The organism is Flagellimonas lutaonensis (assembly GCF_000963865.1).
GTDB classification, from domain to species: domain Bacteria; phylum Bacteroidota; class Bacteroidia; order Flavobacteriales; family Flavobacteriaceae; genus Flagellimonas_A; species Flagellimonas_A lutaonensis.
Map to the genome: position 1 here is coordinate 202,685 of NZ_CP011071.1, position 21,182 is coordinate 223,866.

Genomic DNA, 21,182 nt, shown 5'->3' on the forward strand with positions numbered 1-21,182 from the left:
ACATAATTTTGACCTATCTTTTTCAAAATTTTATGACAACTCGTCAAAAAGGCACCTTAGCATCTAAATTGCCCATAATGGCTATACAAAATGATTTCTGGACAATTTCCTTACTAAAATGAAAAAACAAGATAAGTACTCCATTTGGTTTTATTTGGCCGTATTCGCCTTCATGATCGGACTTCAGGTTTTGCTTTTTCCTGCCAGCAATGCCGCTAAACAAGAGCTATCGTACAAACAGTTCAAAGAAAAACTTTTAGAGGGCAAAATTGAACGCCTAGTAATCCAACAAGATAAAATTTTAGGGATTTTTAAAGATTCAACGCGCACTACCGATACTATAAAAGTGTCTTCAGGGCCCACGGCACCATGGCGAATTCGAATGCAAGAAATAGAAAATCAAATGAAGCGTCAGTTTATCGTTAACCGATTGCCAAATGTGGATGACGATCAATTGCTCTACCAATTGGAAAAAGCCAATGTCGATTATTTGGGAAGGATAGAAAACAATTTTCTTCGTGATTTTTTCCTCAACTGGATAATTCCCTTTGTAATCATCATATTCATCTGGGGTTTACTATACCGCCGTATGTGGGGAGGTAAAGGGCATCCTATGATGAACCTCGGAAAGAACAAGGCCAAAATCTATGCTGAAAAGCCTGACAATCAAGTTACTTTCAAAGATGTTGCAGGTGTTGACGAGGCTGTTGAAGAGGTACAAGAAATGGTCAATTTCTTGAAGGATCCAAAAAAATACACCCAGTTGGGCGGTAAACTACCCAAAGGCATTTTATTGATCGGTCCACCTGGTACGGGAAAGACCCTGTTGGCCAAAGCGGTTGCAGGCGAGGCCGGTGTGCCGTTTTTTAACCTTAGTGGGTCTGAATTCGTTGAAATGTTCGTGGGAGTCGGTGCGGCAAGGGTTCGCGATCTTTTTAAACAGGCCAAAGAACAGGCCCCTTGTATCATTTTTATTGATGAATTGGATGCAATAGGCAAAAAAAGAGGTGGGCCTGGTGTGGTCGGAGGCGGTTACGATGAACGTGAAAACACTTTAAACCAATTACTGGTTGAAATGGATGGTTTTGATCCAGGTAAAGGGGTCATTATAATGGCTGCCACTAACCGACCAGAAGTACTTGACAGGGCTTTGTTGCGCCCCGGTCGTTTTGATCGACAAGTTTTGGTCGACAGACCTGATATGAAGGGGCGTGAGGCCATTTTTAAGGTACACGCCCGTAACATTAAAATGGCCGATGATGTAGACCTTAAAAACTTGGCAGCACAAACCCCTGGTTTTGCTGGTGCAGAAATAGCCAATGTATGCAATGAAGCAGCGTTACTGGCTGTAAGAAAAGGTCATGACAAGGTGACACAAAGAGATTTTGAAGAAGCAATTGAAAGGGTAATCGCAGGGCTCGAAAAGAAAAATAAACTCATTACTGACAAAGAGCGTAAAATTGTGGCCTATCATGAAAGTGGTCATGCCATTGTAGGCTATTTCACCGAAGGTGCTGACGAGGTGCAGAAAGTAAGTATTGTGCCAAGGGGAATCGGGGCCTTGGGCTACACCTTACAAATGCCTCTAGAAGATCGTTACCTGATGAGCAAAAGCGAATTAATGGGTAAGATTAAAGGGCTTTTGGGCGGCAGGGCCGCAGAAGAAATTGTGTTTGGCGATATCACCACCGGGGCCTCCAACGATCTTGAGCGTGTCTCAAAACTGGCCCGCAACATGGTAACCGTATATGGCATGAGCGACAAAGTGCCAAACATTTCATTGGTGCAAGACAGCAGCGGCCAGTTTTTGGGCAATGACCTGTTCAAGGAAAAACGCTCAGAAAAATTGGAGCAATTGATTGATGACGAGGTTCAAAAAATCATCGATGAATGTTATAAGGAGGCCAAGCAGTTATTACAGGAAAAAAGGCCGCTCTTAGAGAAAATGGCGGTCATGTTATTGGAAAAAGAAGTGCTTGACCGACAAGAAATCAAAGAAATACTGGGCGATAAAAAGAAGAAAAAGCAGGTGGCCCATTGAAGTTTTAGGTTCGTTCAGGAAGTTGCATTGCTTTTGTACAATTCAAACAAATCAAACAGTCACCGCCTTGTTCAGGTACTGTCTAAACGGAAGCATCTCTTCGTACACCTTTAATACATGGTCATCAAAATATGGGGCGAGCACCATTTTTCTTGACATTTCATGGGCCACGGCAAAAGATTTGTTGCGCAGTAGATCAATGTGTTCATGATTGTTCGAAAATCCCTTGGGAGCGTTGATCAGCTTTTCATCTTTATACAATTCTCCAAAAGTTTCCTTGAAGGATTTTTTATTGATGACCTTTACGAATTCTTCGCCATTGTAATCAATAGCCTCTCGGATACTGCACAAGGTCTTGTGGTCGGGCCGCCAAAAACCACCTGCCAACATGCACTCGTTGATTCCGATATGGATATAGAAATCTGCTGAATTGGGCGCCTTGTCCAATCCTGCTCCAAAATGGTCTTTATAAATCGGTTTATTCGGGTGGAACATCAAATTGTTGTTGATGCGGTTGATGCCCATTTTGCCCGGTGTGGGATAATACCCTTTATACTTTTCGGCCAATACGGCATCCAGCCCATCCAACCAAGCGATGAAATCATTGCGAAATTGGTGGTAGTGTTTGCGGTGGGCATCCATCCATTCTTTATTGTTGTTTTTTTGGAGTGCTGTAAGAAAGTTGAAAAGGTTCTCGAAGTTCATGCTGTTGGATGCTGGTTGCACGATGCACGATGTTTCAGCAAATATTACAATTTATTTCTAAAAGCAATAATCATGTTCATCAATTTGAAGCTTGTATCGTAAAGCTCTTCAAAATGTTGCTGCGAGATGTATTTTCTCAAACGTGCTTTGTGCAAACAGGTTACAACCTCGGCAAGTGAACGGGCAGCATAGCCCAAAATTTTCGAAACTCAGGAGTCGATTGAATAATCGACCCTTCAGAAATATTTAAGGCTACAGAATCCATAGCACGGCAAATCTGTGATGATAAGTTGTACAATTCTTTTTTGGGAAAGTCAACTGTCAGAGAATCTATTTTTTCGCCCTTATCCATGGCATCTTGCCAGATATGCAATTTTTCGAATTTAAATTTTGCAGTTTCTTTCATGTTAGAAGATTTCAATTAGCAGCAAAAGTTATTGAAATTCCGACAGAAAACATCCAAAACCGAGCATCCAGCTTCCAGCTCCTAAAACCTATTATCCCCGTCGAGCAAATCACCAAGACCGCCCAAAATGCTGCCCTCGCCCTTGTCTTTTCCGCCGCCTTTGGGGGCCGCCGCCCATACACGACCGGCCAGACGACTGAACGGTAGCGACTGAATGTAGACCGTACCAGGACCGCGAAGTGTGGCAAAGAACAGTCCCTCACCACCAAAAATGGTATTCTTGATGCCGCCTACGAACTCGATATCGTAATCGACATGTTGTGAAAAGCCCACGATACAGCCCGTATCGACTTTAAGCACCTCACCAGCGGCCAGTTCTTTTTTTGCCAGTGTGCCACCCGCATGTACAAAGGCCATACCATCGCCCTCCAATTTCTGCATGATAAAGCCCTCACCGCCAAAAAGGCCACGGCCCAAGCGTTTTGAAAACTCAATACCCACCCGAACGCCTTTGGCGGCACAGAGAAAGGCATCTTTTTGGCAGATAAACTTACCGCCCTTTTCAGAAAGGTCAATGGGCACGATCTTACCTGGATAGGGTGATGCAAAGCTCACGCTTTTTTTGCCCTGGCCTACGTTCAAAAAAGCGGTCATAAAAAGACTTTCACCCGTCAATACTCGCTTACCGGCCGAAAATATCTTACCCAATACGCCCTTATCTTGGTTGGATCCATCTCCGAAGATGGTGTCCATTTTGATGTCGGTATCCATCATCATAAAGCTGCCGGCCTCTGCCACTACGGCCTCTTGGGAGTCGAGCTCAATCTCAACGTATTGCATTTCTTCCCCATAAATTTCATAATCGATTTCGTGGTTGTTCATTTTTGTTGTTTTTGTCATTCCCGCGTAGGCGGGAATCTGTTGATTTTTTGTAGAATGTTTATGCGTTTATGAGTTGAGAAGTTTGGGGTTTTGATACAGATTTATTTTAAAGAACCAAAATTTTTTCAAGGCAACAATCCTTCTTTTACACTTTTACACTCATAAACCCCTAAACTTTCACTTTAATCGTCCATTCAAAGTTAAATGTAGAAACCACTACCCCATCGGTATTGACCCCGACGGACTTCATCCAGAACTTCTGTCCCTCGCCAGTTGCAATGGTTTTTTCCAGGGCCTCTGTGATCAAATGGCCTTCTTCGCAGGTGAAGGTGATCTTACCCGTGGCCTTTTTTGAAAAGTTTGCGTTGTTGTTTTGAACCAGCATCGATATTTTTTTGCCGCTTTGTCTAATCTGGTGCATGACCATGGCCCCTGTGCTCAACTCTGCAGCCATGCCCTGCACCGCCCAAAACATCGACTTGAACGGGTTCTGGTTGATCCATTTATGGGTAACCGTTGTCACGGCCTTCTGGTCATCCAGATAGCGTAACCGCACACCGCACCACCAGGCAGATGGTAGTTTAAAAAACAGAAAAGTATTGAATTTACTGGTATTTTCAGCCATTTCGGAAGTTTGTTGCTGCTAAAAATAGCTAAAATTATCCATTCCTTAAATGTTAATTATTTGTTAATTTTTAGTACTTTGTTTTGCATAGTACCATCTTTTAGATATATATTTGTATCGTAAGCTAATAGGCAAACCATTTATCAACCAGAAATTCATCAATCAAAAATGGCAACAACCCTTACCAAACACGAGCGAAACCTGTCGGCTATCATTCATGCATCGACCTTTTCGAAGTACTTTATACCCTTCGGAAATTTTATTCTTCCACTTATTTTGTGGACCGCCAATAAAAAAGAGTATGCGTTTGTCGATTACAATGGCAAGCAGGCACTGAACTTTCAAATCAGCATGTTGCTCTACTCTGTAGTAGTGGGTTTGGTAAGCATACCGTTCTTTATCGGTTTTTGGCCCGATATTTTTGATTGGAACTTTTTCGGCCTGCGCCACTTGAACGATTTCAACAATTTTGACATACATATCAGTAGTGACGATTTTAAGTTTGGCCGGTTGTTTTGGCCAGCGGGCATTGCCGGACTGCTTCAGGTTGCCTTGGTGATCATCAATGTGGTGTATACCATATTGGCAACCATAAGGACCAATGAAGGACAAAAATTTAAGTATCCATTCACCATAAGATTCATCAAATGAAATTGCCCGGTAGAAATAACATGTTGTTGCTTGGCTTGACAATTTCGTTAACGGCCAGTGCGCAGGTATCACAAGAGTCTGAATTATATAAAACCATTGTGGAATTGGACAATACCTACTTCACCGCCTATAACGAGTGCGACATGGCCACCCAAGCCGCCATGTATAGCGAAGACCTCGAGTTTTATCATGATATGGGCGGTTTGAATACCTCTAAAGAACAGATTATCAAGAGTATTGAAAAGAACATCTGTGGCAAGGTCACCCGTGAATTGGTGGAAGGTAGTGTAGAGGTACATGAAATACCCGGTTTTGGGGCCATTGAGATAGGGATGCACAAATTTTACAACAATCAAGAACCCAATGTTGCTTCAAAAGCCAGTAAGTTCATCACGGTCTGGAAAAATGAAGATTCAAATTGGAAAATAAGTAGGGTCATCAGTTTACATAAAAATTAAAGAGTTTATTCATCAATCAATCAACGTGCCCTGAACTTGTTTCGGGGCCAACAACCGATCAAAAACCCGTTTCCACTCCCCTGCTCATCACAGGGGGTGGGTGGAAACAAATACCGAAACAAGTTCGGCACGAAAAACGAAGAGTCAATCAAATACCGAAAATCCCGATAATTATCGGGACGGCAGAACTAAGAACCATGTAATTATGAACATAGAAAACACAAAAGCACAAATGCGCAAAGGGGTTCTCGAGTACTGCATACTGTCAATTCTAAAAGATGAAGACAAGTATGCCTCTGAGATACTCGAAGCCCTTAAAGATGCAAAAATGCTAGTGGTCGAGGGTACCATTTATCCTTTGCTGACCCGATTGAAGAACGCGGGGCTTCTCAACTATCGGTGGGAAGAGTCTACTTCAGGCCCCCCACGAAAGTATTACGGCCTTACGGAGACAGGCCATTTATTCTTAAAAGAGCTCAATGGCACTTGGGATGAACTCAGAAGCGCCGTAAACCTTGTAACCAACAAAAACAATATCAAAAAATGAACAAGACAGTCAATATAAATCTCGCCAACACCTTCTTCCATATAGACGAAGAGGCGTACAACAAGCTAAGGCGCTACCTAGAGGCCATTAAGCGCTCGTTCGCTGGCACCACTGGCAGCGATGAAATCATTGCCGATATTGAAGCGCGCATTGCAGAGCTTTTTTTGGAAAAATTGGAACACGACCGGCAGGTAATCACCCAAAGAGAGGTCGATGCCGTCATAGAGGTCATGGGGCAGCCCGAAGATTATATGGTCGATGAGGATATCTTTGAAGACCAGCCAAGGGAGAAAACAACCGCTAATTCACGTAGTGTAAAAAAACTGTACCGCGATATCGACCACAAGTACATCGGTGGGGTCTGTGCCGGTTTGGAACATTACTTGGGCGTTGATGCCCTTTGGATACGGATAGTGTTCATACTTCTGGCCATATTTTCAGGATTTGGCTTAGTGGCCTATATTCTACTTTGGATCCTGGTGCCCGAAGCGGCCACCACCTCGCAAAAATTGGACATGACGGGGGAGCCCATCAACATCAGCAATATAGAACGCAAAGTTAAAGAGGGGTTTGATGATGTTGCAGACAAAGTAAAAAGTGTTGACTACGAAAAAGTGGGCAACAAGGTCAAAAGCGGCTCCAAGACCTTTTTCGACACCATAGGTGACATTATCATGTTTCTGTTCAAGGTGTTCGGCAAGTTTGTAGGCATTCTGTTGATCATCATCGGTGCGGCCACCCTTATCGGGTTGTTCATCGGCCTGTTCACAGTGGGCATTGTAGATGTGGTACACTTTCCGGGGGTAGATTTCTTCGATATCATCAACACATCGGGTGAGCCCGTTTGGCTTGCATCAATTTTAATGTTCTTCGCCATCGGAATCCCTTTTTTCTTCCTCCTCTACCTAGGCTTGAAGATTTTGGTGAACAACTTGAAATCTATAGGAAACATTGCCAAATTCTCTTTGTTGGGTCTGTGGCTCATCTCTATCGGCACCCTGATTGTACTGGGCATTCGCCAGGCAGCAGAATTTGCCACCGTGGGCAGTAGCACCGTGAAAGAAGAGTTTGTGTTGACAGGCGAAACCGACACGCTCTACATTAAGATGAATGAGCGAGATCGCCAATACGATTCAAAAACGGTCCATTTTGGTGATATGAAGCTTTGGTATGGCGACAATGACGAAGCCGTGCTGCTATCTGACGACGTGCGCTTCGACATAAAACAATCAGAAGATTCTCTGTTGCGCATCAATATCAGAAAAGATAGCCATGGCAGTACCTTCAAGGCCGCACGTGAAAGGGCAGAAGCCGTACGGTACAACTATGGGGTATCGGGCAACCAAATAATCCTTGACGACCATTTGACCACCGACACCTCAAATAAGGCCAGACAACAAGAAGTGCGGGTAACGGTATATGTGCCCGCCGGCAAGGTCATATCTTTTGATCGCTCAACTAAAGGACATGTTGGAAGAAGTACCAAAAACGACCGTAACCTTTATAGAAGCAGTATAGTTGATTACCTATGGACAATGGGGCGCGATGGCGAATTGAAATGCCTTGACTGCCCCATTGACCTCAATAACGATGACCATGATGACAGGGGTAGAATCATCATCAATGAAGATGAGGTCGATATTGACCTAAAGGATGGCGATGATTCTTTTAAGATGAAGATCGATGAGGATGGGGTCGAGATCAAGGCACAAGACAATGACGAAGAGCGTGTCAACATCGACATTGACAGTGATAGAAACTCGATAAAGATCAAAGCAAAAGATGGCGATACGACCTTAACGAAAACCATTGTCAAATACTAGTTTTTAGAGAGCCCTACCGTTTGGCTTGCAAAAACCACAGTTCAGTATCAAAAAATGGTAGATCCTATTATAAAACAACAATTTTACATCAATCAATTAATAACAAATGTCCAATCATTGAGAAAGTTCTCACAAGGGCATAAAAAACAACAACTATGACAACACTAGCAAAAATTGCAATCGCATTCTTACTGGCACTCTTTGCCTCTTCTTGCGCTTTCGACATAAATTTTGGAGATGGCAAAAAGGGCAACGGAGTGGTGGTTGACGAAGCCAGAAAAGTAATGGAAGATTTTACGGTGGTATCAGCTGCTGAGGGTCTCGATGTTTTCGTAACCCAGGGTGACGAGTATTCGATTTCGGTAGAAGCCGACGAAAATGTCATCGCCCTTATCGCCACCGATATCAAAGATGGTAAGCTCAGGATTCATACCGTTGAAAACATAGGGCGTGCCACCAAGAACATTTATGTGACCCTGCCCACCGTTACGGCACTTGAAAGCTCAAGCGGTGCCGATTTGATTGTCCAAGACCTAATACGCACCGATCGGATAGAACTTGACGCAAGCAGTGGATCCGACCTTCATGTCGAGGTACAGGCCCGAGAGGTGTATGCCGATGCCAGCAGCGGTGCCGATATTAAGGTTTCGGGCATCACTGATCGGCTTGAGGCCGATGCCAGCAGCGGTGCCGACATCAGGGCTCGTGAACTTGTGGCCAAAACCTGCCATGCCGATGCCAGCAGCGGATCGGATATTTCTGTGAACGTATCAGAGACCTTAGTGGCCGATGCTAGCTCGGGAGCCGATATTTCCTATACAGGTGAGGCACGGGTTACCAAGAAAAAGTCCGTTTCGGGAAGCGTGCACAAATACTAGGGCATACCTTACCAAACAATCCATACATAACACCAATCAAAAGAGCCTTGACAGCTGTCAAGGCTCTTTTTTTAGCAGATTATTTAACTTTATAACACTATTTATGACACATTTCCAAAAATTATAACACGATTTTAACTTTTCGTCAAAAAAATTGTATCTTTTATGTGAAAATAATTCCTCACAAAATACACTATGCCATGAAAAAATTACTCGGACTCCTATTCGTGATGTTCATTTTGGTGGCGGCCACAGAAATTTCAAACCCGCATGAAAACCAAGAAAGCTCAATTGAGGGCACATGGGAACTGAAAAGTTTTTACAACTATGATGGAGAAGGTAACATTGCCGACACACTGCCCACAACCCCGGGTTACCGACAAATAAAGATGTACTACAATGGCAAGGTCATGTGGACGCGCTATGTGCCCCAAGACTCCGTTGAATGGTTTGGCTATGGTTCATATGAGGTCACCGACAGCACCTTGACCGAACGTTTGGAATATATGTCGGCCTCAATGCGTAAAATAGCCAACGACAGTATGGTATGGAACATGATCTTGGTGCTCGAGCCCAATCAATACAGCCAAATATTTGTGGATGAAGAGGGTAACAAAATCAATTCTGAAAACTACATTCGAATCGACTAAATAGCTTTAAAAGAAAAAAAAATGTCGCTGCACTTCGACTTCGCTCAGTGACCAGCGACATTTTCAATTAATCCCAACGGGCCGTAGCTTCTTCGGCCTGGCCAATGGTCGCCAAATAGCGCTCGGCATCCAATGCGGCCATACAACCGGTTCCGGCAGCCGTTACGGCCTGTCTGTAGATTTTATCCTGGGCATCGCCACTGGCAAACACACCGGGCTTGTTCGTCTTGGTCGATTTACCCTCGGTTATAATGTAACCGGTTTCGTCCATCTCTAATTGCCCCTTGAAAATGTCTGTGTTCGGCTTGTGCCCTATGGCAATAAAAAGTCCGGTAATTTTGATTTCCTCTTTTTCGCCGGTTTGGTTATTGACCACGCGCACACCTTCTACCACCTGGTCGCCCAGCACCTCATCAACCTCCGTATTATAACGTATCTCGATGTTGTCAAGGCTGTTCACCCTATGCTGCATGGCCTTTGAGGCGCGCATATGGTCTTTTCTGATCAGCATGGTCACTTTTTTGCAGATGTTGGCAAGGTATGAGGCCTCTTCGGCAGCTGTATCGCCACCTCCTACAATGGCCACCTCTTGACCCTTGTAGAAGAATCCATCGCAAACCGCACAGGCCGAAACCCCTCCCCCGCGCAATCGTTGCTCACTGGGGATGTTCAGATATTTGGCCGAAGCCCCTGTGGCAATGATAATGGTACGTGCCTCAATTACCTTTTCATCGTCGATCGTAACTTTATGGATACCCCCGACCTCATCGCTCAGCTCAACGGCCGTGGCCATGCCCACACGAACGTCGGTGCCAAAACGCTCGGCCTGCTGCTGTAATTGCATCATCATCGTGGGCCCGTCGACCCCTTCGGGATAGCCAGGAAAGTTATCGACCTCTGTGGTTGTGGTCAATTGCCCCCCGGGTTCCATACCAGTATAGACAACAGGTTTCAAATCTGCCCGAGCGGCATATATAGCTGCGGTATAGCCCGCAGGTCCAGATCCTATGATCAACGTTTTAACTCTTTCAATTTGTTCTGACATATCCTAGATTCTCAGTAGTTTTTGCTCTTACAAAAGTAGCTTTTTTGTGCCAAAACTTACACTTGGCACAGCTAGTTATAAACAAAAGAACCAACAATAATATCTAATCTTTCATCAGCAATAAATTGATAATCTCACTTATTGGATGGAAGCCTTACAGAAAAAGTAAAGGATTATTTGTAAACACCAAGAAATCCATTTTTTTTACCATCCACAAATTTGCCCATTTTCATGTGTCTAACATAATTTACATCTATTTTCATATTTATTCCATTTAAGTCTATGGGCATCTTTATCTAACCCTAGATCTGTACTTTCATAGGTTTTTCTTCCGGCCGAATCAGCATATCTATAAGTAATTCCACGATAACAGATTGAATACCTGAACTAGTTTTATTGCCTCTGACAAGTGATTATTTTTAGTTTATCGAATATTGCGTTGTTTGCTATATGAATCCAATAATCAGGTCGGTCATTGGACATACAATTTCATTACAATATTCCTCACTTTATTTAGTTATTTTCTTACAGGTAACTATGAAAAAACAGACCCATTCGATATTGGCTCTAGCTCTTGTTTTTGGGCTAATTTTTCATGGCACTAGCATCTTTTTCACATTGGAATCTACCTATGATGCTTTGGTGCACCTATTCTTTGCTGAACATTACTCAAAAGACTGGTTTGAACCGTGGGATTATAGATGGTATACTGGATTTACGGTTCACGGCTATCCCCCACTTGTTCATCAGAGCATGGCATTGCTTTCCTATATCGGGGGCTTGAAATTTGGTCTTTTCAGTATGTCCTTAATAATAATAAGCCTATTCATCACTGGAACCTACCGATTTGCATATGTTATCACCGGCAGCAAAAAAATTGCGGGCTATACAGCACTTTTGGGTGTTTTTTCTTCAATGTTTCTAGAGACTTTACACCTATTTGGACAATTGCCCAGTCTAATGGGCATATCGGTTCTTATGCATGCCATGCCCGAAATCTACAATTGGATAAAGCTAGGAAAAGTCAGATTTTTAATCTCATCATTCTCGTTAATTGCCTTAACGGTTACCTCACATCACGTCACTCCTATTTTCGGTATGGTCTTTTTTATATTTCCACTCATCGGAATGGTAATTATGGATGCTGCCAAAGACCGTGTCAAACAAAATCAGAAGGTTACCTTTAAGGTATTTTTAAAGGAACTTTTTAAACACCTAAAACGAATTATAACATTTGGTGCAGGTTCGCTTTTTCCTCATCGCTTTTATAGGCACAGCCGCAGTCATCGCTTCTCCTACCGATTCCAAAATCATAGTTTCCCGCTATGGTCGGAATTTGGCGTTTCCTTATTTCATTGATGACCTCATTGGGCCAAATGTTGTAACCCACCAAATCGCCCAGGCAATAGGTAGCATCGGGCCGGTGTTTTTCCAAATCATCGAAAAAGGCTTCCAATGCGGGAAGATTGGCGTGAACATCCGAGAAAAGTGCAATTTTCATATCAAGTGGTCTGAGGTCTGTAGTATTTTTTACGGAGCCAAAAAGCCACGCGAACCAGGAGTATCAGGGCGGGAACTTCCACCAATGGCCCTATGACACCTGCAAAGGCCTGTCCTGAATTCAGGCCAAAAACAGCAATCGCGACGGCTATGGCCAGTTCAAAATTATTCCCTGCCGCCGTAAAGGCCACGGACGCGGTCTTGTCATAATCCCCACCCATGGCCTTGGTGAAAAAGAATCCTATGATGAACATCAAGGTAAAATACACCAGTAACGGTACTGCGATAATCAATACATCCATGGGGATTTCAACGATCAATTCCCCCTTTAACGAGAACATGACCACAATGGTAAACAGTAGTGCTATCAACGTCAGCGGTGATACTGTTGGGATAAGTTTTCGGGTGTACCATTCTTCTCCCTTCATTTTGACCAAGATAAGCCTGCTCAAAAATCCGAGCAAAAAGGGTATTCCCAAATAAATGGCGACACTTTCCGCAATGGTGGCAATGGAAATATCGACGATGGCACCCTCAAAGCCAAAAAGAGGGGGCAATTTTGTGATGAAAAGCCAAGCATAAAAGCTGTAGGCAAACACCTGAAAAATACTGTTAAGGGCCACTAATCCCGCACCGTATTCAGAACTTCCCTCTGCCAAATCGTTCCACACCAGCACCATGGCGATACAACGGGCCAATCCGATCAAAATCAATCCGACCATATACTCCGGGTAATCCCGCAAAAAAGTGATGGCCAGTACGAACATCAAGATGGGGCCTATAATCCAATTGAGCAACAATGAAATGGATAGGATCTTTACGTTCTTGAAAACCTTGGGCAATAGGGCGTAATCGACCTTGGCCAAAGGCGGGTACATCATTACGATCAAGCCAATGGCTATGGGCACATTGGTAGACCCCGTGCTGAACGAGTTTATGATTCCCGGAATCGAAGGAAAAAAATAACCCAATCCGACACCTATGGCCATTGCAATAAAGATCCAAAGGGTCAGATTCCTGTCCAAAAAACTTAATTTTTTTGTTGCCATGTTCTAAAATGTGATTTGAGAGAATACATAATGTAGTTCCGTTGCTATTTGCAGGCTTCTTTCCTCATACTTTTCCGCCTGTTGGGGCGTACCGTCAAATGCCTTGGGGTCTTCAAACGCAATAGGTATCCGCTTTTCAGCCCCTGGCACGAACGGACAGGCCTCATTGGCCGAATCGCAGGTCATGACCGCCGCGAACGTAGAGGTTGGATTGAACGCATCGTCCAATTTTTTGGAGAACCCAATGATGGGATGTTCATTTTCAGCATACTTGATGGCATAAATGGGATTGTCACTGTCGGACAACTTTTGAATGTGGAAACCCTGTTTTTTCAAAGTTTCCACGACCATGGGAAACAAGGCCGTTGCCTCGGTCCCTCCTGAATAGCAAGCTACTCCGCTGATGTTAAAATAGGAAGCCATGGTCTGCGCCCATATTTGGGACAAATGGCTTCTACGTGAATTATGGGTGCAGATAAAGTTGATGCGTATGGCATTCCCTTCCGACACCTTTGCTTGAATGTAATCAATCAAGGGCTGCAAGATGGCCTTTCGATTTGCTGGAATATCCGTTTTTTTCAGTTCTTCGATGACCCCAATTATTTTTGCATAGGGGCCGTTTTGTGTTAATGGCATATTTGATCGGGTTAAATTAGCAACAGTTTCCATCGGCAGCGCAACAAGGCTCGCCACCCACTTGGGACAGCCTGATTTTTGGTTTGGGCGCTTCTATACCGCACTTATCCTTTGCCAGACAGTCGGTCTGCTTTGAGGTAAGTTGAAAACGGTATCCATCGAAATCCAATCCAAATTTTTGGATGGTCTCGCCCTGATATTCCACCTCCACTTCCAAATCCCCGATTCCGAGAATCCTTTCCGAAAGTTCGATGATATTGACCAGTTTTTCAGGGTGAAGCCTATGGTCATAGTCATTGGCATTCCATAATTGAAAGTTGACCACTTCCTCATTTCTCACCGTTCCCCCGCAGTCGATAAAGTGCTTGGTGACCTTGCCCACCTCGGTGACGTGAAAGTGACTGGGTACAAGTTCCCCGTTGGGCAGTTGAAAGGCTATGGTTTCAAGGTTCTTCAATTGGTGTTTTACATCTGATAGTTTCACTTCTACATTTTTTTATTGCGATAAAACGATTAATAAGTTCAAATTTTTTTAACAACAATCCTCGTTTTCGGGAAGGTCTTGGTCCAGAAAATCCCCCATTACGGCTTTCATAGCGGCCCAGTTTTCCTTATCAATGCAATAGCATACACTGGTTCCCTCAACATTGCCCTTGACCAGCCCCAAGTTTCTCAATTCTTTTAGGTGCTGTGATATGGTGGGCTGGGCCAATCCGATTTCATCGACCAGGTTACCACAATAGCAACTGTCCATCTGGAAAAGCTGTTGCAGTATGGCCACTCTTGCAGGATGACCAAAAGCCTTGGCGAAAATCGCTATCTGGTTTTGGGCATCGGTGAATATTTCGGTCTTGGCAAGCCCCATATTGATTATTTAATTGCAATATTACGATAAATATTTGTTCCTTCAAAGGAGATATTCCAATAGACATAAAAAAAGCACCACTTAATGTGGTGCTTTATACATAAAACTATGGTATGTCAACTACTTATCTATCAAATCTGCGGTTTCCTTGATGTTGTCTTTCAGGTCTTTTGCAATCTCTTGATTTCCGTCCTCATCATTCGGGAATATTTCGATAATCCCATTTTCATTACCATCAATGGCCTGGGTCAAGTCAATTTGTTTTAGGGAACCCAAAAATTGTGACATATCAAACTCCACTGTGAAGTTCACCATACCACCGACCACTTCTACACCGGTGCTTCTACCAACATCCAAGTTTTCACTGGTGTCATGCCAAAATACAAAAGGTTGGCCGTCTATTGTACCCTCAATATAAATTGACTTATCGAACAGTTTGTCGGTAGTAGGCAAATCCTCGTCCTTATGGAACTTGAACCGCAACTCTTTGTAAATGCCATCGGGCACGACAACATCCCCAATGGTCTGGGTCAAGGCATCACCTCCATCCAGAAGGTCAATCTGATAAGGCCCTCGAAACTGTATTTCATCAGTGTCCAGGTTACTGTTTGGGTCATCGTCGTTCTTGAATACCACGTCACGAATCGAAATTCTAAAATCAGTAAAAATCACATTTTCATTGTTCTTTCCCGTAAAAGAGGCTGTTTTCGCACTGGTGCCGTTACTATTGGTGGCACTCACCTTAAGACGGATTCGGCCATCATCGCCATCATCATTGGAACAGCCTACGATGAAAAGCGAAATCAACATAGCGAATAGAAAAGAATGTTTCATAACAATAAATTTGGTTAATAGTAAGATTTAAAACATTTTTTTTTGCTTTACGTATATAAAACAACTGAAGATCAAAAACTCCTGAAAAAATCTGATTTTTTTCCCTGAGAACGGCTACAAAAAAAAAGAGAGCGTTAATTCGCTCTCTTTGATTCAATTATGAAGTTAATGGTCATTTTTGCTTTACAGTGCAAGTACTAATACCAAAAGGGGCGTAAAGCGGGCAAAAACTGATAAAGCTAGTAAGTAAAAACACCCCAGCCAATACAAGTAGTATTATCCCCAAAGTTCCACTGATGGTACCTGTAAAATACAGCACCCCAATTATTACCGCTATCACAAATCGGATAATTCGGTCAGCTGATCCCATATTCTTTTTCATTGTTTTGAATTTTAGTTAAACGAAAACTCCAATATCAATACTATCAACGTAATCAAGGCAATGCAGACTAGGCAAACGAGTATAAGTTTTGTCACCTTTTTAGTCATAGTTTTCAATTGGTTTCACTAAATTAAGGTGATGGATCTACTTGTGCAGTGACCGAAGTCACTATTTGAGTATTTTAATCGAGTTGCCCAATTGCTTTACCAGCGCTTCTCTTTCCAATTTTTTGATTGCGCGACTGATTACCTCTCGCACTGTTCCCAACTCATCCGCAATCTGTTGGTGCGACATTCGAAGTGGATTTTCCTTTTTTAGCGCGGATTTTTCTTTTAGGTGCTGATAAAGCCTTACATCAATCTTATCGAACAATACATGATGTATGGTATTTAGAAGTTCTGCATAACGGCCTTTGTACTGTTGAAAGAAAAATCTATTGATGTCAGGATAGGAATTGGTCAGGGATCGTAATTCCCTCAATGGAAGCAAAAGGACTTCGGTATCTTCTTCAGCCACAGCGTATACTTGACTGGGTTCATTGTTGAAACCGGCCGAGAAAGACATGATACAACTTTCTTCAGGCTGGATATAATAGAGCAGTAGCTCTCTATCCTCATAACGAGTAAAAACTTTGATGAGTCCTTTTCGAACGAAAGGTATGAGCTTGACAAATTGCCCCTCCCTAAGAATTTCCGCGCCCTTCTCAATTTTTTGGATGGTACCCACTTCCAACAATTTCTGGAACAACAGGCTGTGAATCGCTGTACTTTTGTGTTCGGGTTTCATTGGTCAGTTTTGGAAGAAAAATTCGTCTTCAGTAAAGATAAAAAAACCGCCCCATAGTCAACTTTGGGGCGGTTCGCCAACCTTTCTTTTTCATAGCGGGGGTTTACCAATGCATTCAGAAAGGTTTACGGGTTGTATATAAAAGGGGCTTATTGTTTTTCAAAGGTCAACAGATCAATCTCTCCATCACTACTTTCATCGATGAGCTCAATCTTTGTAGCCGAGTATGACACGATGTTCCAATCATCTGATAGTTCGCTGAAGTTTTCAGGTGAGGCAAAAAAGATGTTGAAATCGATTTCCCCAGTGGTCTGCCCACCATCAAAATTACCAAGGGTACAACCGTTCTTGAATCGCAGTCGGTCTTCGCCATTGATTCTCATGTCAACTTTTGATTCTCCGTTGTATAACTCAATTTCATGTAGCGTCCAAGTATCTTCAAAATCGGACAAACCAGAAATGGTCAATACCACTTGAATGTTGTTGCCGCTACCAGAGGCTTCCCATGTGCCCGAATAGCTGTCCATGCCAGCCGTAACCGTCACCACGCCGTCCGCAGTAAAGTTGAAATCATACCCTGTGAAATTGTCTTCCAGATCGTTGTCATTCCGCTCCAACTTGTCCACGAACCAATCCTCACATGCCGTGAGCACTTCGGTAAGCTGTTCCACAGTACAGCTGTTGCAGTCATCATCATTGTCATTGCCCGAACTGTCATCATTCGAATCATCGTTGGAGTCATCATCAATAGTCACTGTGGAAACGCCGGACATAGTATACCACCCTCGCCGGGTTAAAGTGACCATAGCTGGCCGGACGAAACTGACCCCCCCGCGCCGGGCCAAAGTGTACCACCTTTAGATTAGATCTATCTCTAAATGGCGAAGTGCTTTTTTTGCTAAAAAAGCACCATGGCGAACAAGCAGATAGATATGCGAAAAATAAAACTGATTTATAAGCTCTACACCTCTGGTGTAAGCAAGCGACGGATAAGCCAGCAATTGGGCATATCCCGCGTTACCATTAGAAAGTACATCGAATTCTTCAAGCGGTACCGTTTCACGGGGTACGAAGTGGAGAAGATGACCCTGGAGGAACTCCACAATCTTTTTAAGGACGGGCAAAGGCCGAAGAGCCAACGCCTGCTGACCCTAAGGCAGTACTTTCCCCACTTTGACAAGGAACTCCGCAAGACGGGCGTTACGCGACGATTGCTGTGGGAGGAATATTATGCGAAGCACCCCGATGGGTTCAGGCTCTCACAGTTCAAGTATTGGTACGCCGAATGGCGCAAGGAGACCTCGCCCGTGATGCACATGGAGCATAAGGCCGGCGACAAGCTCTTTATCGACTTCACGGGAAAGAAACTCCATATCGTCGACAGGGACACCGGCGAACTTCAGGAACTGGAAGTGTTCGTGTGCATACTGGGCAGCAGCCAGTATACCTATGTGGAGGCCTGCGCAAGCCAAAAACTGGAAGATTTTATACGTTGTACCGAGAACGCCCTATGGTTCTATGGCGGCGTGCCAAAGGCCTTGGTGCCCGATAACCTCAAATCGGCCGTGACAAAGAGCAGTCGTTACGAACCTAGTTTGAACAAGGTATTCGCGGACTTTGCCGAACATTACGAAACAGCCGTACTGCCCACACGTACCTACAGGCCAAGGGACAAGGCCATAGTGGAGAACGCCGTGAAGATAATCTACACTAGGGTGTTCGCCCCTTTACGGAACCGGACCTTCCATAACATCACAGATATCAACAAAGCGATATGGGAGCTGTTAGAGAAGCACAATGGAATGTCATTTAGGGGGAGGGAATACTCCCGTTGTTCATTGTTCCTTGAGATAGAGAGGCAAGAACTGATGCCCTTGCCCGAAAAACGCTATGAGATAAAAAGGTATGCCCGAGGTACCGTGCACAAGAACAGCCATATCTATTTTGGGAAGGACAAGCACTATTACAGTGTTCCCTATCGCCATATCGGCAAACAGGTCAAGCTGGTCTATACCGACAGCATCGTCGAGATTTACCATAAACACGAAAGGTTCGCGGTACATAAAAGGAACAAAAAGAAATATGGCTATACCACCCTGGCCGACCATATGCCATCGCACCACCGCTTTGTGAGCGAATGGAGCAGTGAGAGGTTCATTGGTTGGGCAGGCAATATCGGCGAACACTGCAAAGGGTACATCATCGCCATATTGGAAAAGAAACAGCACCCGGAACAATCCTATAAATCCTGTCTTGGCATATTGCACCTTGCCAAAAAGTATGGAAGGGAACGTCTTGAGAACGCCTGCAAACGTGCCTCGGAATATGGAGCGTACAATTACAATATGGTCGAGCGCATCTTAAAGAAGGGATGGGACCAAATTGATGAAGGTATCGACGGGGATCTGGAAATGCCCGAGCACAAGAACATAAGGGGCGGAAAATACTATGAATAAAAACAACACTTAAAAACAGAACATATGAACGAAAAAACAATGGAACTGATGAAACAAATGAGGTTCTTTGGAATGCACAGGGCCTTCGCCACAACAATGGAAACCGGAGGTGCCGATACCACCTACACCAATGACGAGCTCATCGCCTATCTCATCCAGAGCGAATGGGACGACCGCCGCAACCGCAGGATAGAGCGATTGACCAAGTCCGCAAGGTTCAGGTACACGGCCGTTATGGAGGCCTTGGACTACCGTCCATCGCGCCAACTGGACAAAAATCTTGTACAGCGGCTCGGCTCCTGCGGCTTTATCCGAAAAAGGGAGAACATACTTGTCACGGGCAGTACGGGCGTGGGCAAAAGTTATCTGGCCTCCGCCATTGGCCACCAGGCCTGCTCGATGGGGTATAGAACAATGTACTTCAACACCGCCAAACTATTCACCCTGCTAAAGACCTCCAAGGCCGACGGTTCCTACCTGAAACAGATAAACCGATTGGAAAGACAGGACTTGCTCATATTGGATGATTTTGGGCTGAAGCCCCTGGACAACATAAACCGCCACTCCCTGATGGAGATCATCGAGGACAGGCACGGCAAAAGATCCACCATAATAGCATCACAGCTACCTGTCGAAGTATGGCACGACATTATAGGTGAAAAAACACTGGCCGATGCCATCCTGGACCGTTTGGTGCACACGGCACACAGAATAGATATAAAAGGAGAATCAATGAGAAGAAAATTGAAAAATAAAAACTAAGTTTAACCCACGGATAGATCAAATCTGAGCAGTTCGTTTACACTGGTCACTTTCATCCGGCGAAGGTGGGTCACTTTACCCGGCTTATCCACCTTAATGTACTGATTCATCTTTTGATTGGAATATATCGGAAGCAAAAGATTTGAACCATTGTTTGCATCGTACTTTTTTAGAATCTCCAAAGCTCTGTTCAGCAAAGGTATCTTGACAGGCTCCAAACTTTTCTTCCTATAGAAGGAGAGCCATTTTTTTCCATCAGCCCCAAAGACAATGTTGTCCTTGGTCAATCTCTTCATATCAATATAGGATAGACCTGTATAGCAACCAAAGACAAAAACGTCTCTGGTTCTTTGGTGTATGTCCCTTTTCAATACAGTTTCTTCCAATAGCCGAAGCTCTTTTATTGACAAAAAAGGCCTGTCAAACTTATGGTATTTTAGATCATATTTATTAAAGGGATTCTTTTCAAGCCATTCTAATTTTACAGCCAAGTTCATTAATTTTTTCAGCCGTTCTATATGCTTCATTATTCCATTGTTATTCAATATTTGGTTACTAAGATTATTCCTTTTGTTTCTCAGGTACTGCTCAAAGTCAACTAGGAATCCATAATTAAGATGTCTCAAGTATATATCCGATGATTTCATCTTGACAAGTAGGAACTTCATTAAGTACTTCTTGGTGGTTCGGTAATTTTTTAATGTCCCGGGTTTCAAAACCCCTGTCATTCTTTCCCCATGATAGGCAAACAAGTCCAAAAGGGTCGCGTCATGGTAGTCCAGCCCGAGATACCTCGCTTTTACTGTTTGGGCCGTCACAAACTTTCCCTCCTTTCTCAATTCTTTATAAGCGGTCGTGATATCTGCATATATATTATCCAATTCGTCATTTATGGCCCTGGCTCTATAAGTTCGGCCAATTGCCCTGCTCATTTTGTTGTCCCATTCATCTATTGGATGGAATTTGCCCAGACTGAATTCTGTTCGTTTTCCATCGACAGTGATTCGCACATAAATTGGGGCTTGATCATCTTTTCTTTTGGCCTTAACCTGTCGAAAAAGAACTTTGAATGTTCTTGAAGTCTTCATTTTCTTTCGTTTTAGGTCCCGAATTAATCCTAGTAACGAAAGTCAAATCACTTGGGAAGTCGTGTAATTACTGATAAATATACTAAAAATGAAAGTAGTGTTCAGGTCCCGAA

The 21,182-nt window shown here is 43.7% G+C and carries 23 protein-coding genes and 2 pseudogenes; 10 read left to right on the plus strand and 15 right to left on the minus strand.

What is annotated here, in order from left to right; genetic code table 11:
• The first annotated feature begins 118 nt into the window (after positions 1-118).
• A complete protein-coding gene (ftsH, locus tag VC82_RS00935; protein ID WP_045800725.1) occupies positions 119-2,041 on the plus strand; it encodes an ATP-dependent zinc metalloprotease FtsH in 1,923 nt (640 codons plus the stop codon).
• 51 nt (positions 2,042-2,092) lie between these two features.
• Here ftsH and VC82_RS00940 read toward each other — a convergent pair whose 3' ends face one another.
• The 4 genes and pseudogenes from VC82_RS00940 to VC82_RS00955 all read right to left on the minus strand — a co-directional run bounded on the left by VC82_RS00940 (position 2,093) and on the right by VC82_RS00955 (position 4,659).
• Positions 2,093-2,746 carry a DUF2461 domain-containing protein gene (locus tag VC82_RS00940; RefSeq protein WP_045800726.1) on the minus strand — a complete coding sequence of 218 codons (654 nt, stop codon included), beginning with the start codon at positions 2,744-2,746 and terminating at the stop codon, positions 2,093-2,095.
• A gap of 44 nt (positions 2,747-2,790) precedes the next feature.
• Positions 2,791-3,152, minus strand: a pseudogene (locus tag VC82_RS00945) (four helix bundle protein).
• 81 nt (positions 3,153-3,233) lie between these two features.
• Positions 3,234-4,034: a TIGR00266 family protein gene (locus tag VC82_RS00950; RefSeq protein WP_045803144.1), complete on the minus strand. Its 801-nt coding sequence runs from the start codon at positions 4,032-4,034 to the stop codon at positions 3,234-3,236.
• Between the two features lie 169 nt (positions 4,035-4,203).
• A complete protein-coding gene (locus VC82_RS00955; RefSeq protein WP_045800727.1) occupies positions 4,204-4,659 on the minus strand; it encodes a DUF4442 domain-containing protein in 456 nt (151 codons plus the stop codon).
• A gap of 168 nt (positions 4,660-4,827) precedes the next feature.
• Here VC82_RS00955 and VC82_RS00960 point away from each other — a divergent pair, with 168 nt between their 5' ends.
• From VC82_RS00960 to VC82_RS00985, 6 genes are all read left to right on the plus strand, one after another.
• On the plus strand, positions 4,828-5,310 hold the full coding sequence (locus tag VC82_RS00960; protein WP_045800728.1) for a DUF4870 domain-containing protein: 483 nt from the start codon (positions 4,828-4,830) through the stop codon (positions 5,308-5,310).
• Positions 5,307-5,768, plus strand: coding sequence for a nuclear transport factor 2 family protein (locus tag VC82_RS00965; protein ID WP_084598136.1), 462 nt, complete (start codon positions 5,307-5,309; stop codon positions 5,766-5,768). The genes VC82_RS00960 and VC82_RS00965 overlap by 4 nt, the downstream gene beginning before the upstream one ends.
• A gap of 205 nt (positions 5,769-5,973) precedes the next feature.
• Entirely contained in the window at positions 5,974-6,315 is a 342-nt protein-coding gene (locus VC82_RS00970; protein WP_045803146.1) for a PadR family transcriptional regulator, read from the plus strand.
• Positions 6,312-8,138 carry a PspC domain-containing protein gene (locus VC82_RS00975; protein WP_045800729.1) on the plus strand — a complete coding sequence of 609 codons (1,827 nt, stop codon included), beginning with the start codon at positions 6,312-6,314 and terminating at the stop codon, positions 8,136-8,138. Before VC82_RS00970 ends, VC82_RS00975 begins: the two co-directional genes overlap by 4 nt.
• 155 nt (positions 8,139-8,293) lie before the next feature.
• A complete protein-coding gene (locus VC82_RS00980; protein ID WP_045800730.1) occupies positions 8,294-9,016 on the plus strand; it encodes a head GIN domain-containing protein in 723 nt (240 codons plus the stop codon).
• A 200-nt stretch (positions 9,017-9,216) separates the two neighbouring features.
• Positions 9,217-9,666 carry a hypothetical protein gene (locus VC82_RS00985; RefSeq protein ID WP_045800731.1) on the plus strand — a complete coding sequence of 150 codons (450 nt, stop codon included), beginning with the start codon at positions 9,217-9,219 and terminating at the stop codon, positions 9,664-9,666.
• A 67-nt stretch (positions 9,667-9,733) separates the two neighbouring features.
• Here VC82_RS00985 and trxB read toward each other — a convergent pair whose 3' ends face one another.
• Entirely contained in the window at positions 9,734-10,711 is a 978-nt protein-coding gene (trxB, locus tag VC82_RS00990; RefSeq protein ID WP_045800732.1) for a thioredoxin-disulfide reductase, read from the minus strand.
• A 537-nt stretch (positions 10,712-11,248) separates the two neighbouring features.
• On the opposite strand from trxB, the pseudogene VC82_RS15755 reads away from it, so the two are divergent.
• A pseudogene (locus VC82_RS15755) lies at positions 11,249-11,962 on the plus strand (hypothetical protein); the annotation flags it as partial.
• Here the strand turns inward: VC82_RS15755 and VC82_RS00995 are convergent.
• The 9 genes from VC82_RS00995 to VC82_RS01035 all read right to left on the minus strand — a co-directional run bounded on the left by VC82_RS00995 (position 11,937) and on the right by VC82_RS01035 (position 17,536).
• Positions 11,937-12,212 carry a metallophosphoesterase family protein gene (locus VC82_RS00995; protein ID WP_045800733.1) on the minus strand — a complete coding sequence of 92 codons (276 nt, stop codon included), beginning with the start codon at positions 12,210-12,212 and terminating at the stop codon, positions 11,937-11,939. The pseudogene VC82_RS15755 and the gene VC82_RS00995 overlap by 26 nt on opposite strands.
• 1 nt (position 12,213) lies before the next feature.
• A complete protein-coding gene (arsB, locus tag VC82_RS01000) occupies positions 12,214-13,260 on the minus strand; it encodes an ACR3 family arsenite efflux transporter (RefSeq protein WP_045800734.1) in 1,047 nt (348 codons plus the stop codon).
• A gap of 3 nt (positions 13,261-13,263) precedes the next feature.
• On the minus strand, positions 13,264-13,896 hold the full coding sequence (locus VC82_RS01005; RefSeq protein WP_045800735.1) for a low molecular weight phosphatase family protein: 633 nt from the start codon (positions 13,894-13,896) through the stop codon (positions 13,264-13,266).
• A 16-nt stretch (positions 13,897-13,912) separates the two neighbouring features.
• Positions 13,913-14,380: a DUF6428 family protein gene (locus VC82_RS01010; RefSeq protein ID WP_045800736.1), complete on the minus strand. Its 468-nt coding sequence runs from the start codon at positions 14,378-14,380 to the stop codon at positions 13,913-13,915.
• A 48-nt stretch (positions 14,381-14,428) separates the two neighbouring features.
• Positions 14,429-14,761: an ArsR/SmtB family transcription factor gene (locus tag VC82_RS01015; RefSeq protein WP_045800737.1), complete on the minus strand. Its 333-nt coding sequence runs from the start codon at positions 14,759-14,761 to the stop codon at positions 14,429-14,431.
• 120 nt (positions 14,762-14,881) lie between these two features.
• Positions 14,882-15,595, minus strand: coding sequence for a DUF4382 domain-containing protein (locus VC82_RS01020; RefSeq protein WP_084598137.1), 714 nt, complete (start codon positions 15,593-15,595; stop codon positions 14,882-14,884).
• Between the two features lie 172 nt (positions 15,596-15,767).
• Positions 15,768-15,977, minus strand: a complete 210-nt coding sequence (locus VC82_RS01025; RefSeq protein WP_045800739.1) for a YgaP family membrane protein — start codon at positions 15,975-15,977, stop codon at positions 15,768-15,770.
• Between the two features lie 168 nt (positions 15,978-16,145).
• Entirely contained in the window at positions 16,146-16,763 is a 618-nt protein-coding gene (locus VC82_RS01030) for a Crp/Fnr family transcriptional regulator (RefSeq protein WP_045800740.1), read from the minus strand.
• Positions 16,764-16,912: 149 nt separating this feature from the next.
• Positions 16,913-17,536: a hypothetical protein gene (locus VC82_RS01035; RefSeq protein WP_045800741.1), complete on the minus strand. Its 624-nt coding sequence runs from the start codon at positions 17,534-17,536 to the stop codon at positions 16,913-16,915.
• Positions 17,537-17,674: 138 nt separating this feature from the next.
• On the opposite strand from VC82_RS01035, the gene istA reads away from it, so the two are divergent.
• Both istA and istB read left to right on the plus strand, forming a co-directional pair.
• Positions 17,675-19,219: an IS21 family transposase gene (gene istA / locus VC82_RS01040; RefSeq protein WP_045800687.1), complete on the plus strand. Its 1,545-nt coding sequence runs from the start codon at positions 17,675-17,677 to the stop codon at positions 19,217-19,219.
• A 24-nt stretch (positions 19,220-19,243) separates the two neighbouring features.
• Entirely contained in the window at positions 19,244-19,981 is a 738-nt protein-coding gene (istB, locus tag VC82_RS01045; RefSeq protein ID WP_045800686.1) for an IS21-like element helper ATPase IstB, read from the plus strand.
• A gap of 2 nt (positions 19,982-19,983) precedes the next feature.
• Here the strand turns inward: istB and VC82_RS01050 are convergent, their stop codons facing one another.
• Entirely contained in the window at positions 19,984-21,069 is a 1,086-nt protein-coding gene (locus VC82_RS01050; protein ID WP_052698850.1) for a site-specific integrase, read from the minus strand.
• Positions 21,070-21,182 lie beyond the last annotated feature (113 nt).